The organism is Dyella humi, from assembly GCF_044904605.1.
Lineage (GTDB): Bacteria > Pseudomonadota > Gammaproteobacteria > Xanthomonadales > Rhodanobacteraceae > Dyella_B > Dyella_B humi.
In genome coordinates this window covers 127,654-141,844 of record NZ_JADIKI010000021.1, presented here as the reverse complement: position 1 = coordinate 141,844, position 14,191 = coordinate 127,654, and the positions used below count along the sequence as shown (strand labels likewise).

9 protein-coding genes are annotated in these 14,191 nt (G+C 57.6%); 3 read left to right on the top strand and 6 right to left on the bottom strand.

Going from position 1 to position 14,191, the window contains the following annotated elements; translation table 11 throughout:
* Position 1: 1 nt before the first annotated feature.
* A complete protein-coding gene (locus tag ISP18_RS01285; protein ID WP_380016243.1) occupies positions 2-1,099 on the top strand; it encodes a hypothetical protein in 1,098 nt (365 codons plus the stop codon).
* 46 nt (positions 1,100-1,145) lie between these two features.
* Here the strand turns inward: ISP18_RS01285 and ISP18_RS01280 are convergent, their stop codons facing one another.
* From ISP18_RS01280 to ISP18_RS01270, 3 genes are all read right to left on the bottom strand, one after another.
* The gene (locus tag ISP18_RS01280) at positions 1,146-2,501 is read right to left on the bottom strand and encodes an ATP-binding protein (RefSeq protein ID WP_380016241.1); all 1,356 of its coding nucleotides are present in this window, start codon (positions 2,499-2,501) and stop codon (positions 1,146-1,148) included.
* Positions 2,498-3,256 (bottom strand): response regulator, encoded by a 759-nt coding sequence (locus tag ISP18_RS01275; RefSeq protein WP_380016239.1) that lies wholly within the window; start codon positions 3,254-3,256, stop codon positions 2,498-2,500. Before ISP18_RS01275 ends, ISP18_RS01280 begins: the two co-directional genes overlap by 4 nt.
* A gap of 257 nt (positions 3,257-3,513) precedes the next feature.
* Positions 3,514-3,981 (bottom strand): helix-turn-helix domain-containing protein, encoded by a 468-nt coding sequence (locus ISP18_RS01270; protein WP_380016237.1) that lies wholly within the window; start codon positions 3,979-3,981, stop codon positions 3,514-3,516.
* A 73-nt stretch (positions 3,982-4,054) separates the two neighbouring features.
* On the opposite strand from ISP18_RS01270, the gene ISP18_RS01265 reads away from it, so the two are divergent.
* Positions 4,055-4,927: an SDR family NAD(P)-dependent oxidoreductase gene (locus ISP18_RS01265; RefSeq protein WP_380016235.1), complete on the top strand. Its 873-nt coding sequence runs from the start codon at positions 4,055-4,057 to the stop codon at positions 4,925-4,927.
* Positions 4,928-5,363: 436 nt separating this feature from the next.
* On the opposite strand, the gene tssA is transcribed toward ISP18_RS01265, so the two are convergent.
* Positions 5,364-6,401: a type VI secretion system protein TssA gene (gene tssA / locus ISP18_RS01260; RefSeq protein WP_380016233.1), complete on the bottom strand. Its 1,038-nt coding sequence runs from the start codon at positions 6,399-6,401 to the stop codon at positions 5,364-5,366.
* A 204-nt stretch (positions 6,402-6,605) separates the two neighbouring features.
* On the opposite strand from tssA, the gene ISP18_RS01255 reads away from it, so the two are divergent.
* On the top strand, positions 6,606-7,727 hold the full coding sequence (locus ISP18_RS01255) for a hypothetical protein (RefSeq protein WP_380016231.1): 1,122 nt from the start codon (positions 6,606-6,608) through the stop codon (positions 7,725-7,727).
* A gap of 64 nt (positions 7,728-7,791) precedes the next feature.
* Here ISP18_RS01255 and ISP18_RS01250 read toward each other — a convergent pair whose 3' ends face one another.
* Both ISP18_RS01250 and ISP18_RS01245 read right to left on the bottom strand, forming a co-directional pair.
* The gene (locus tag ISP18_RS01250) at positions 7,792-9,867 is read right to left on the bottom strand and encodes a response regulator (RefSeq protein ID WP_380016229.1); all 2,076 of its coding nucleotides are present in this window, start codon (positions 9,865-9,867) and stop codon (positions 7,792-7,794) included.
* Positions 9,864-13,880 (bottom strand): HAMP domain-containing protein, encoded by a 4,017-nt coding sequence (locus ISP18_RS01245; protein ID WP_380016227.1) that lies wholly within the window; start codon positions 13,878-13,880, stop codon positions 9,864-9,866. The genes ISP18_RS01250 and ISP18_RS01245 overlap by 4 nt, the downstream gene beginning before the upstream one ends.
* Positions 13,881-14,191 lie beyond the last annotated feature (311 nt).

Sequence of the window (14,191 nt, the reverse complement as noted above, 5' to 3'; positions counted from 1 at the left end):
GATGCGCAGTGCACGTTGGGTTTTCCCGTTGTGGTGCGGCTTGCTGCTTGCGGTCGCGCCGGATCATGCTCGCGCGCAGATTGCGCCGCGCCTGACCGGCGAGGCGGTGATCGCCAAGCTCGATACTGCACGACAAGACTTGGCCACGCGTGCCAGCGCAGCACATGATGATCGCCTCAACGCGGCGAGCGAACGCCTCGGCACGATGACCGCGGCGCTGCGCAAATCGCTCGGTGACAAGGCGAGTCAGCCGGTCGACATCATCGACGACAGCAGGCGCATTGCCGTATTGCGCGCAGACGCCGCCGTGCAACGCACGCGCGCCTATCTCGATACCGCGCAAGGCTGTCCCGGCAGCGATGCCAAAGCGATGGCGGATGGATTGGCCGTCACCATCGACCAGCTCGCCACGGCATCGAGTTCGTCGAAGGCCACGCCAGTGATCAGCGGCGTCGAGACGATCGATCATCGCCCGCTGTTCGCCCTGCATCCGGGCAGTACGCCGATTGCGCTGGCTTTGGTCGGCACGAACCTATCGGATGCGCAATGCGCCGACCCGCAGGTCACGATCACCGACGAACACGGTAAGCTGCTTGGTACGCAACCCGCGATCACCGGCGTATTGCCCACGCGAATCGAACTGAAGCTACCGGACGGGGCAGGGAACACGTCGAGTGCCTTGCTGCTGCACGTGGTGTCCAAGCACAAGAGTTTCCTGATGGGCTGCAGCGCTCAGCCGGAAGCCATGACCGCACTGCAAGTGGCGCAGCCGTTGCGCGTCTCCGTCAACTACACCTTGACCGCGACATGCGGCAGCAACAGCGTACCCAGTACCGGCAGCTTGCCGGACATCGTTTCCTACGGTGCTACGTCATCGCACCAGGTCGAACTCGCCGGTTGTCCTGATCCGTCACGTTATGCGATCAGCGCTAAGGTCGCATTCGGCGATGGCAACAGCGCATCGGTGGGGCCAGTCGAGCAGAGTGCCGCGGCGGATATCACGCTGGGACTTCCCGCGGGACTCACGCTGAGCTGGAGTCCGTCGACGAGAACGGTTTTTGTGCGGTCTGCCGCCAATGTCTGCAAAGGTGTGTACTAGGCAGATTCGGCACATTTGTCCAATAACTTAATGTTGTATGCCCATATCAACCCCACTCACGCGGCAACCAAATAGTCGCGCGAAGTCCATGTGGTTGACGGTTCGAAAGAACAAGTTCGCCACCATGGCTCCGGATGATTGAGTATGCAGAGGCCAAACCGAGCCCGAAGCCTCCAGTCTCACGATTACGTGATGGCTCACCACGGAAAAAAGGGCGAAAAAGCTTGGGAATTAAATCGGGAGTAACGCCGGGTCCATTGTCATCGATCGTAATAACAACACTGCGGCCTTGAACAGTGAGAGTGACTAAAGCAGAAATCCCATATTTCACTGCATTGTCTACGAGATTGGTCAGTGCGCGCCGAATTGCCAGCGGCTGTCCTCGATAGACTAATTGATGCATGCCAGCCATGGCCACCGTCCTCCCCATATCCTGAAAATCATCTAATACACTTTGAATGAGCTCCCCTAATTCAAAACGAGTAGCATCCTCTTGCTGCCCATCGAAGCGGAAATAGTTAAGGCTGGCCTCGATCATCGCCTCCATTTCATCGACGTCCCGAAAAAGACGCCTCTGCTGCTCGACATCCTCGATAAACTCGCCTCTTAGTCGGATCCGTGTCAACGGCGCTCTTAAGTCGTGAGAAATGGCGGTAAACATCTCCGTTCGACTGCTTACGAGCTCTTGGATTCGACTTTGCATGGCATTGAAGGCTTCCGCCGCTTCACGAATTTCGAAGGGGCCAGAAAGACGAAGTGGCTCTATCTTTGAGCTTGAACCGAACGCTTCGGCCGCAGAAGAAAAATGCTGTATGGGGCGAGCTAATCGCCGGCTTGCTGCACTCGCGGTTAAGCTGCATGAAAGCATTAAAAATAAAGTGGCAATTAACCACTTCGCACTTTGACTCATTCCCCAATTTCGTCGATCAGTACTGAAACTTACCCAAGAATGATCGATGAGTTCCATGGCCAAGGAATATCGCGGGTGCACGCTTTTGACTGTCATCGAGCTCCAAGGTCGCACTTGAGTGTCCTGAATAAGTACGCCTGCGCCAGGCAAGTCGGCCAATTCCCTCAGTCTTGCCCAACGCTCATCATAGGGATTTTTGCCGGGAACATCGGGTATGGGTACATCCACTCTGCTCGGGTACCACTTCACTATAAAATCGCTCGACGAGAGCTTAGTCGCCAATAAACCTCGATTACTCATCGGTAGGGCGTTCATGGCCCGAGCTATGCCAGTAAGATTCTCAATGAGACCAGCACTCTCTAACGGCGGCTCCGCCCAGACCCCTGCAAGTTGTACAAACGCCAGGTTCAGGAGTAGCGCAACAAGGATCGCGGCGATGATATTCAGCGAAAACCACCATGCAATGCTATCGAGAAAATGATGACGCTTCATCTCACTCGTTCGACCGGTAACGTAAAAACATAGCCAGAATTACGAACGGTCCGAATAATTTCTGGATTACGTACATTTAGCTCGATCTTGCGCCTTATGCGGCTCACTTGAACGTCGATACTTCGATCAAACATTTCATGGCGGTTACCTCGAGCATAATCAATCAACTGGTCGCGAGTGAGAAGGCGTTGAGGGTGCTCCAGGAACGCCAGAAGCAACTCGAACTCACCCTGGGATAACGGGACGAGGGTCATATCCGTTGATCGAAGCTCGCGTTTAGTCAAGCTCAATCGCCAACTGCCAAACGCATAGTTCGGCAGGTTCTCACCACCGCCCTGCACCAACTGGGAAGAAGATCGCCTTAACAAGGCTCTGATACGCGCCAAGAGCTCGCGCGCATCAAATGGTTTTGAAACGTAATCATCCGCACCAAGCTCCAATCCCACAATGCGATCCGTCGTATCCGTCATGGCGGTCAACATGATTATTGGCATGGATGACATTGATCTGACGCACCTGCAAAGGCTCAGGCCATCCTCGCCTGGAAGCATCACGTCGAGAATTAAAACGTCAAAGTTATTTTTTGAAATGATCTCTTCAATTTGATGGCCCGAAGTAGTCACAACGACATGATAACCGTGCTTCTCAAGGAATTTCTTGAGCAAAGCAAGCATTTCTTCATCGTCATCTATTACGAGAACATCAGTCACACCATCACCATTGACTTTGAAATCAAAGCCAAAATTGTACGCCAATCAAATTGCCTTGGCGTGTATTTCAGCTTTGAAATATTGCTTCCGGCTAGAACTATTTAGGAAAAACGCGAGATGATTGGAAAAAAATACTTCCATCTTCCCGACAGGATAACTAATAGCCATCTCGTACAAGGTGACCATGGAGCTTCGATTTTCATCGGCGTTATACGATCGCTCTAAACCATCATGGCGTCATCTTGGTAATAACGGCGTCGTGATTGGCACCATTGGTGCAGAGTATCCGCTCCAGCCGATTCTTATCGTCGAGTGCGTACCTGCTTCCGCGCGCGAGAGGAGCTACTCGGCGCTGCGCTGCTATGAGGCTGAACCCGACATCCGCATTTCCCGAATTGAGGACGGGGTGCGTGTCGATTGGCCATCAGCCAATCAATCTTGGCGCGTATAAAACGGGTCATTGCCTCTAACTCGGCTGCCTTCGCGTCCAGACGAGCAAGTTGGTCACGCAAAATCTCGATGCGGCGCTTGGGCGTAATGCCGCCTTCGCGGCGTTCCGTATCCAGAGCTGCTATTTCTTTGAGTGACAGTCCCAGGGATTGTCCTACCTGAATGACTTCGGCGGTTTGGATGTCCTCCTCAGTAAAAAATTGATATGGGCGGCGGCCACCCTTGCCATTCGTCGTGGGCCGCAGAAGACCGAGGCGTACATAGAATCGCACCGTTTCGCGGGGCAGCCCCGTAGCGAAAACGAAATCCGAAATGAGCATGTTTGAACCATTGACTATGTAGTTAAGTACGCAGTTAAAGTCTATGCCTTCACATTAAAAGTAGGAAACAGAAATGGCAAAGACGTGGCTAATAACAGCGAGTGCGCACGGTCTAGGTCGGACGATCGCTGAGACGGTTCTCGACAACGGCGACCGTCTCGTAGCGACGGCGAGGAGAACCGAATTGCTCGCGGACCTCCAGGAGCGGTATGGCAATCAAATCACGATAGCTGCCCTTGACGTCACTGACACTACCGCTGCACAGGCCGCTGTCAAGATCGCCGTCGACAGGTTTGGTGGACTGGATGTCCTGGTCAACAACGCGGGATTTAGCTCGGTTGCACCATTCGAGCAATTGAGCGAGAACGATTTCAAAGCGCAGATCGACACGAACTTTTATGGTGTCGTCAACCTGACGCGCGCTGTGCTTCCTGTGATGCGCAAGCAGCGTTCCGGGTGCGTGATCAACATCTCATCGGGAGCTGGCCGACTGGGTTCACCCGGTATGAGCGCCTATCATGCTGCCAAATTCGCAGTAGGTGGCTTCACCGAATCGGTCGCGAAAGAAGTGGCCGGGTTTGGCGTAAAAATGATCGCCGTTGAGCCCGGAAGCATGCCAACCAGCTGGGCGCCGCTTGCGATGAAAAGTGCACCGAAGGTCTTGCCCGAGTATGAATCGAGCGTCGGGCATTTGCTCACTATGATGGAAAGCCTATCGGGCAACGCGATCGGTGATTTGAAAAAGTACGCGAAGGTCATCTTCGATCTATCTCGCATGGATGCTCTTCCAAATCATTTGATTCTGGGAAGCGATGCGTTATTCGCCGTTCGCATGGTCGAGGCCGCCCGTGATAAAGCCACTGCGGAATGGGAGCACGTCAGCAAGTCGACAGACCGCGATGGAGCCGACCTCTCCTTTTTGGAACACTTGGCAGGTTCGATCTAGCCTTTAAGTCGTTGCAGCATTCAGCTAGGGCACTGCATCAGCCATGGAAAGGATGATTAACCCAGTCACTGGCCCGTTAGGTGATAGCCTGTTGCCCAACCCTGTGGGAACATCGATTGTTGCCCAAATGACGCAGCATGGTGCAGCTAGGCTGCGTTTTATAGATCGCTACAAATTGCGCTAAAATTAAGACACCCAATTAGGCCCGATAGATTCCCCGAGATGGATGATTCGCTTCTCTCCAGCCGGATTTAGAGATAGTTAGCCTTCGGGCTAATAGTGCCCGTGTTCGTCTTCGATTTCGTAGAGCGAGACATAGCCAGAGTCGCGTTTCATGGCAGATTGCACCCTGCATAGCATTTGCTATGCAGGGTAGTACGATTGGCACGAAGTGACGTCGTAGATAAGAGCAGGTGGCTCAACCTAAGCCGCGGCGTTACTCGTCATTCGCGCCCGAAATCACCTGCAACTCGCCCATTCCACCTGGAGCCAGATCCTTCATCAGATCCACGAAGTTCAAGCCCACCAGTCGCTGCGCGCGGCGCAGCAGCAGCGGAATAGGGCTGGAGGGTTCGCACCGCGCGTAGTAGTCGCAGATTTCGTCCAGTTTGCGGATTACATCCTGCGGCCCTTCGATACGGCCGCTGGCTTTTGCCGAACCCGATGATGCCGGCGACGCTTCACCGTCCGCCTCGTCGCTTGCTTCATCCGCCTGGGGCGAACGCTTGGCGAGCTGTGGCTCCAGAAATTTCTTTACTTCATAGATATCGCTGAGTAGCGGCCTCAGATCCGGGCCGGCGGTGCCGATGTGCTCGTTGAAGATGGCATCGATGGCTTTGACGTGATCGAGCGCGGCGCTGATCGCCGCCACGTTCGCGGCTAGCTGTTCCTCCGTGCAGTCCATGCAGCAGGCTTCGATCTGGCTTATGGCGGGCTGCTCGGTACCATCTTCCTCGCTCGCGGCTATTTTCAAGCTGCCGTTGGCAATGCGCAGATCACGCAGCGAGAACCGCCCCAATCGGGCCGATTGCACGAACGGCGTGGTGCGGAAAAAGCCGAGCATGCCCTGTAGGTCGGCAACGGCGGCTATGGCGTTGACCCGCGCGGTGGGATCGTTGTCGTCCTCCGCATCCAGCTGTGGATGCACACCTTCCCAGAATTGCTCCAGCAGGCTGCGGACCAGTTGCAGGCCGGCGCTCCAGCCGGGCAAACCGGTGGTGCGCATCCAGGCGGTGCTCAGGTACACCGCCACGCGCAGATCCTTGGAGCGTGCCAGTAATGCCTCGGCCTGGCTGGAAACCTTATCCCAGTCCGGCTCCTCGGCGGCGATTACGCTGTCGCCTATAGCGCGCTCGGCCTTGGGCGCCGCCAGGCGTTCCAGGGCCATGAAATCGGGGTCATATTCAAGATTCTCCCCGGTGGGCGACTCGCCATCGAGGGGGGACAACAACGACTCCAGAGCGTGACTGGTCATAGGTGCGCAGTGGTCCTTGAGGTGGGGAAATGCTACCGCAATTGAGCGGGAGCAAGTGCCATTTTTATCTACGTCGGGACGTATTTTTTTGGACGTGTTACCACGCCGCCGGCGCCCCGTCGAACACTTCGCCTCGACGGGTTGTTACAGGTCCACTATGGTATCGATCCTTGGCCGACGCATCCGCCTTCCAGGTGCCTATTCATGCCGTACGAACAGCCCAACGTGCAATCGGCCGAGGTGATTGCGATGCATCTGATCGACATCGCCGACGCCATCGACCTTTCCAACGTGGAAGTGCTCTGGGATCAGCAACGGCGCCCGGCCAGCATGCGCAGCAAGCTCACCAGCACGCCGCCGAAGGCGGTTGCGTTCGGCGTGCCGCCGGTCGTGCTTACCCTCGATCCGCTGGATCTTTCACTGCTAGGCAAGGCCTATCGCGCCAATGTCACCGTGCGGTTGTATGACTTCGGCGCAGCGGCGTTTTCGGTGCAGGTGCCGGTGGCATCGTGCGATTGGGCTTCTTTTTCGCAGCTCGTCAATGCGGTGGATGCGCAATTGGGACCGCTGGCGAACAGTCCTGTCTGGACAGCGCTGCTGTATCAAGTGCGCGCAGCCCTGTTGCCGGCGCTGACTAAGCCCAGCCCCGCGTCTCTGCACGAGGATTACCTGCTGGGTATCGTGCATGCCTTCGACGAAGCGATACCCGCCAGCGTGATGCACGAGCGCATCGACCTGGTACCGCTGCTTTCCGGCGAGCAGCGTCCCTTATCGGAGCAGGCGCGGAAGGACTTGCTTCAGCAGCGCTTCTCTTACTATGTCGACGACCTTGTCGTGCTGACCTGGGACCGCGCCTTCATCTACGAACCTCGCGGCGATTCCGACGTGGTGGACATTCTGGAAGTCGCCAACGCTCAGCTGCTGGAAATGCGCTTCTACGACGAACTGCTGGACGCCGAACTGCCACGCATGTACGACCTGGTCGAAGCTGCGCACCACGCGGGCAATCCACTGGCGGCACGCCGCTTCGCCGACCTGGCGCGCAATCTCTACACGCTGGTAGCGGAAGTCACCGAAATCACCGAGAAGGTGGATAACGCCCTGCAGGTCACCGAAGACGTCTATCTCGCCCGTGTCTACACCGCCGCGCTGGATCTGTTCCGTGTGCGCCACGTCAGCGGTACCGTGGATCGCAAGTTGTCGATCATCCGCGATACTTACGCCGCTCTTTACGAAGAGGCGTCCGGCAAGCGCGCGGAGCTGCTGGAGCTAGCGATCATCGTGTTGATCGTGGTGGAGATCGTGATCGCGATATTGCGGCATTGAGGGTTGGTGCCAAGTTCGCCTGTCATTGGCCGAGGCGATGATGGCTACATTGCAACGCTCGATTTCAGTGCGCCCTCACCGCACGCTCCCCAACCTCCACCGACGCAATGGCATCCTGCAATTGCGTGAGCGTAAAAGGCTTGTTGAGCACGAGCACGCTCTCCGGAACATGGGAGATTGCATCCGCGTGTCCGGTGATGATGATGGCGGGCAGGGTGCTTCGCTTGGCGCGCAGTTGACGGATCACCTCGGTGCCGGACATCAGCGGCATGGCGTAGTCGCTAATGAGGATGTCGATGGTCTCCAGTTCCTCGTTCGGCAAGCCGGTGGCTTGGGTGCCGTCAGGCATGGCGGTGACGCGATAGCCGAGTTCTTCCAGCAGGGTGACCGTGGTCGTGCGTACACCGTCGTGGTCGTCCACCAGTAGAATGTGTTGATGCCCGGCGGTGTGCGTGCTTGGCAGTTTCTTTGGGGTTAAAAGGGTGTTTTCTTCAGTCTGCGGCAGTTCCGCCGCCCGCGGTAGCCATATCTCCACGGTGGTGCCCTGGTTGAGCCGGCTTTCTATTCGCACCGTGCCGCCGGATTGCCGGGCGAAGCCATAGACCATGCTGAGCCCCAGGCCGGTCCCCTTGCCGACCGATTTGGTAGTGAAGAAGGGTTCGGCAACACGTTCGAGATCGTCGGGGGCGATGCCGCAACCGGAGTCCGACACAGCCAATACCACGTAATCGCCATCCGCGAGGCCGAATTGCCCACCGCGCGTATTGCGACCGGTGATCTGAATCGTGCCACCTTCCGGCATGGCGTCACGCGCGTTGATCGCCAGGTTCATCAAGGCCAGCTCAAGTTGACCGCCATCGGCATAGGGGGTCCAAAGTTCTTCTTCCACATGCCATTCAAGCATCACCATGCCGCCCAGCGTGTGCTCCAGCAGATGCGTTACCGCGCCGGAGAGTGCAGCCACGTCGATGCTGGCGGGTTCGAGCTTCTGTTTGCGCGCAAAGGCAAGCAGACGCGAGACGAGCGCCGCGCCTTGTTCAGCGGCGCGGCGCGTAGTAGCGAAAAGCTTGCGATGCTCCGGTTCCATCTCCACGCGCAGCTCCAGCATTTCCAGTCCAGCAAGGATCGCGGCGAGAAGGTTGTTGAAGTCGTGCGCGATACCGCCTGTGATTTGGCCGAGCGCATCCATCTTGCGCGCATGCAGCAGTTGCGACTCCAGTTCCTTGCGATCGGTCACGTCGAACAAAGTGCCGGCGTATTCCAGAGGATGGCCTTGGGCGTCGTGCAGCAGTACGGCCTGATCCAGAAAATGCCGGTACTGTTCATCGGCGGTGCGCCAGCGGTATTCCACGGCGTAGCCGCGTCCATCGCCACGTTGCGCCAGAGCAGCGATCACTCGCGCCCGATCGTCGGGGTGCACGCGGTCCATCCATTGCGCAGGTTCGGCGGTCAATGCGTCGAAGGTGAAACCGGTCAGCGCCTGGAAATTGCCGCTGACGAACTTGGGCGCATGCGGCCAGGTATTCAGTTCTTCAAGATAGAGCGCAATCGGCAGCGATTCGATGATCGCCGATTGCTGCTGCTCCACTCTCAACAGTTCCTGCTCGGCGCGCAGCCTGTCCGCATTGGCGTGAAGGTTGGCGTCGCGCAGTTGCTGTTCCTGCAAGGCTTTGAGCTGTATCTCACGCCGCATCATGAACAAGTCGACGAATACGGCCACTTTGGACTGCAGTACGATCGGCTCAACCGGTTTGAACACGTAGTCCACCGCGCCCATCGAGTAGCCGCGAATGAGATGCTCCACTTCCTTATTGATGGCAGAAAGAAAAATGATCGGGATGCGTTTTGTCTGTTCGCGCGCGCGGATCAATTGCGCGGTTTCGTAGCCGTCCATGCCCGGCATGAACACGTCTAGCAGGATTACCGCAAATTCGCCCTTGAGAAGGTGCCGCAGCGCTTCCTCGCCCGAGCCGGCCATGACCACGTCTGCAATGTCTTCCAACACGGTCTTGATGGCGTGCAGATTGAGCTCGTCGTCGTCGACGATCAGGACGCGCGCACGGGAAGGGGGCGCCTGACCCCGTATAGTGGATGGCGTGTGACTAGCTGCCCGAACCTGCGCGGGTGGCTGCGATGTCATGGGTGGTTCTCCAGCGCCAGTTCCGTCGTGTGGGTATGCGTGAATGTCCGTCGTTCGCGTGACCGCGTGACCCACGCGCGCAGCAGCGCAAGCAGCAATTCGATATCGACCGGCTTGGCGATATAGTCCGAGGCCCCCGCATCCAGGCATTTCTGGCGATCGCCCTTCATCGCCTTGGCGGTGACCGCGATCAGCGGCACGCCAGCCAGCTTCGACAGGGCGCGAATCTGTTGCATGGTTTCGTAGCCATCCATCTCGGGCATCATGATGTCGATCAGCGCAAGGTCGATGCCGGGCGTCTGTTCAAGGATCAGGATGCCGTCGCGGCCGGTTTCGGCGTGCAGTACTTCCACCTCGTAGCTTTCCAGCACGCTGGTGAGGGAGTAGATGTTGCGGATATCGTCATCGACGATCAGGATCTTCGCGCCCGCCAGTTCAGGCACGGCAAGCAATCCGGTCATGGGAGTATTCGCGCCGTCCGGCATCGCGGGCACAGGTATCGGCGGCTCCTGCCGGGCGCGTCTGGCAAGATTGGCGAATACTTCGTTCAGGCGTTCCAGTGTTGCTGGTTTTTCCGTCACCTCATAATCGTCCAGCGAAAGGTCAGAAACGATGTCAGTGCTGGAGATGATGTGGATCGGCACGTGCGCGGTGCACGGATCGTGTTTGAGCAGATCGAGCAGCACGAATCCGTCGATGTCTGACAACCCAAGGTCCAGCGTAATGGCATTGGGTCGAAGCTTGCGCGCCAGCGTCAGGGTGCCGGCGCCCGCGGTGGACACCACGCCTTTCAGCCCGACTTCGCGGGCGATATCGAGCAGGATCGAGGCGAAGGTGGCGTCGTCCTCAACGATCAGTACGAACGGTGATTGATCGAGTGAATCGCGATCGTCGGAAACCTCCATCTGCACGGGCAACGCATTGGGCACGATCGCGCCGCTGTTGTCGTAGCGCGCACCGAAGGCATCGGAGGGAAGCGCCGCATGCGCGGCCAGTTCCATCGGCACAAACAGCGTAAAAGTGGAGCCTTGCCCAGGCGTAGAGCGCACCTGCAATTCGCCGCCCAGCAGTCGCGCGATTTCGCGGCTGATCGAAAGGCCCAGCCCGGTGCCGCCGTATTTGCGGCTGGTGGTGCCGTCGGCCTGTTGGAACGCTTCGAAGATCAGCTTCTGCTTGTCCTTCGGAATGCCGATGCCTGTGTCGGTCACAGCAATGGCGATAGCGCATTCCACGTCGCGCAACACGGGATGGTTGGTGCTCCAGCCGTCTTCCACGCGATTTACTGCCAGCGTAACGTTGCCGCGTGAGGTGAACTTGAACGCATTGGAGAGCAGGTTGAGCACAATCTGCTGCAGCCGCTTTTCGTCGGTACGGATGGAAGCTGGCAGCGTGGCGCCGAATTTCACCTTGAAATCCAGGTTCTTGTCGGTGGCAAGCTGACGGAAGGTGCGCTCCATGTGCTGCCTCAGGCTGTTCATCGACATATCGCCGATTTCGATGGACACCGTGCCGGATTCGATCTTGGACAGGTCGAGAATGTCATTGATCAGGCTGAGTAGATCCGAACCCGCCGAGTGAATTGTGCGCGCAAATTCCACCTGTTTCTCGTTGAGATTGCCTTGCGGATTGTCGGACAGCAGGCGCGAGAGGATCAGCAGGGAATTGAGCGGCGTGCGCAGCTCGTGGCTCATATTGGCCAGGAACTCGGATTTGTATTTGGAGGTGAGCGACAGCTGTTCGGCCTTTTCTTCCACTGCGCGACGGGCGAGATCGATCTCGAAATTCTTGGCCTCTACTTGTTTCTTTTCGTTCTCCAGGAGTTGCGCTTTTTCCTGTAGTTCCTCGTTAGTGGTGTGCAACTCTTCCTGCTTGGTGGTGAGTTCCGTCTGACGTGCCTGCAGTTCCTGCGTGAGCAGCTGCGATCGCTTGAGCAGGCCCTCAGTGCGCATGGTGGCGGCTATCGTGTTGAGCACGATGCCCACCGACTCCATCAACTGGTCAAGAAAGCTCTGGTGCGTCTCGTTGAAGCGGCTGAACGATGCCAGCTCGATCACAGCCTTCACATCGTCTTCGAACAGAGCAGGGAGCACGGCGATGTTGACCGGCGCCGCGTGGCCGAGCCCCGAGCCGATGCGAACGTAATCGCCGGGTACGTCTGACAGCAGGATTGCCCGCTTGTCAGCCGCGCATTGGCCGACCAAGCCTTCGCGCAGCTTGAAAGTGTGCTTCAAGGCATCGCGGCTTTCCGCGCCGTAGCTGGCGACTAGATCCAGCACGGTTTCGTTTTCTTCGCGGCGCGTGACATAGAACACGCCGTATTGCGCATTCACCAGCGGCGCGAGTTCCGACATGATCAGGTTGGATACGGTGGCTAGGTCGCGTTCGCCCTGCAGCATGCGCGAGAAGCGAGCAAGGTTAGTCTTCAACCAGTCCTGTTCCGCATTTTTCAGCGTCTGATCCTTGAGGTTGCGGATCATCTCGTTGATGTTGTCCTTCAAAGAGGCCATTTCGCCGGATGCCTCCACCGCGATCGAACGCGACAGGTCGCCCTTTGTCACCGCAGTGGCCACGTCGGCGATCGAGCGCACCTGATTGGTGAGGTTGGCCGCGAGCTGATTCACGTTGTCAGTAAGATCGCGCCACAAGCCCGCCGCACCGGGCACGCGCGCCTGGCCGCCGAGCTTGCCATCGGTGCCCACTTCGCGCGCCACGCGGCTCACTTCCGAAGCGAACGAATTGAGCTGGTCTACCATCACGTTGATGGTGTTCTTCAGCTCCAGAATTTCACCTTTCACGTCCACCGTGATCTTCTTGGAAAGATCGCCGCGCGCTACGGCGGTGGTCACCTCCGCGATGTTGCGCACTTGGCCCGTGAGGTTGCCGGCCATCAGGTTGACGTTGTCGGTCAGGTCTTTCCAAATGCCGCCGACACCTTCCACGCGCGCTTGGCCGCCGAGCTTGCCATCGGTGCCCACTTCGCGCGCCACGCGCGTTACTTCCGAAGCGAACGAATTGAGCTGGTCCACCATGGTGTTGATGGTGTTCTTGAGTTCCAGGATTTCGCCTTTTACATCTACCGTGATCTTCTTGGACAAGTCGCCGGAGGCCACCGCGGTAGTGACTTCGGCGATATTGCGCACCTGACCGGTAAGGTTTTCCGCCATCAGGTTCACGTTGTCGGTGAGGTCTTTCCAGGTACCGGCCACACCTTCCACACGCGCCTGACCGCCGAGCTTGCCTTCAGTACCCACTTCGCGCGCCACACGCGTTACTTCCGAAGCGAAGGAGTTGAGTTGGTCCACCATGGTGTTGATAGTGTTTTTCAGCTCAAGGATTTCGCCTTTCACTTCCACGGTGATCTTCTTGGACAGATCGCCGGAAGCCACTGCAGTGGTGACTTCGGCAATGTTGCGCACCTGCCCGGTAAGGTTGGTCGCCATGGCGTTGACGTTATCGGTCAAGTCTTTCCATGTGCCTGCCACGCCACGCACGGTCGCCTGGCCGCCGAGCTTGCCTTCGGTGCCCACTTCGCGCGCCACGCGCGTCACTTCCGACGTGAAAGAGGCGAGCTGTTCCACCATGGTGTTGACTACTTTGCCGATGCGCAGAAATTCGCCGCGTAGCGGACGTCCATCGATTTCCACCGTCATCGATTGCAATAGATCGCCCTTGGCCACCGCACCGATTACACGAGCCACTTCGGCGGTGGGTTGCACCATGTCCTCGATCAGTTCGTTCACCGCGTGAATGGCGCTTTCCCAGCCGCCGGTGGCCGCCTTGACGCGCCCGCGCTGTGTGATCTTGCCTTCCTTGCCCACTACACACGAAAGGCGTTCAAGTTCGGCCGTCATCTGCTGATTGAGATCCACCACTTCGTTGAACAGCTGCGCCAATTCACCGTCCTGACCTTGCATATCTTCCGGCAGGCGCACACTGAAGTCGCCGCGGCGGAAACGGCGCAACGCGGCGATCACTTGACGGCGGTCGAGAAAATCTTGGATGTCGGCGTTCATGCAAGCTCCGAGGGGAATGGCATGGTGATCAGAACCATGAAGTCGTGCTTGGGCTCGTCGATCCGACAAGCCAACTTGCCGCTCATCCCGATGCGGTGCAATAAAAACACGCAGCCACACCATGCTACGAAGTCTTGACGAATATGGCTATCGCGTGAAGAGCGTTCGAATGATCTCTTCGTCAGCTATTTTTCAGCTCGCATCTACGTCGCATCGACAGGTGTGTAAGTAGCGTGAAAGTCGCGCGATTGAATGCTTAACCTATGCGTGAGTCAGGCTAAGAAAACGGACGGAAGCGATGCAAGAATTTA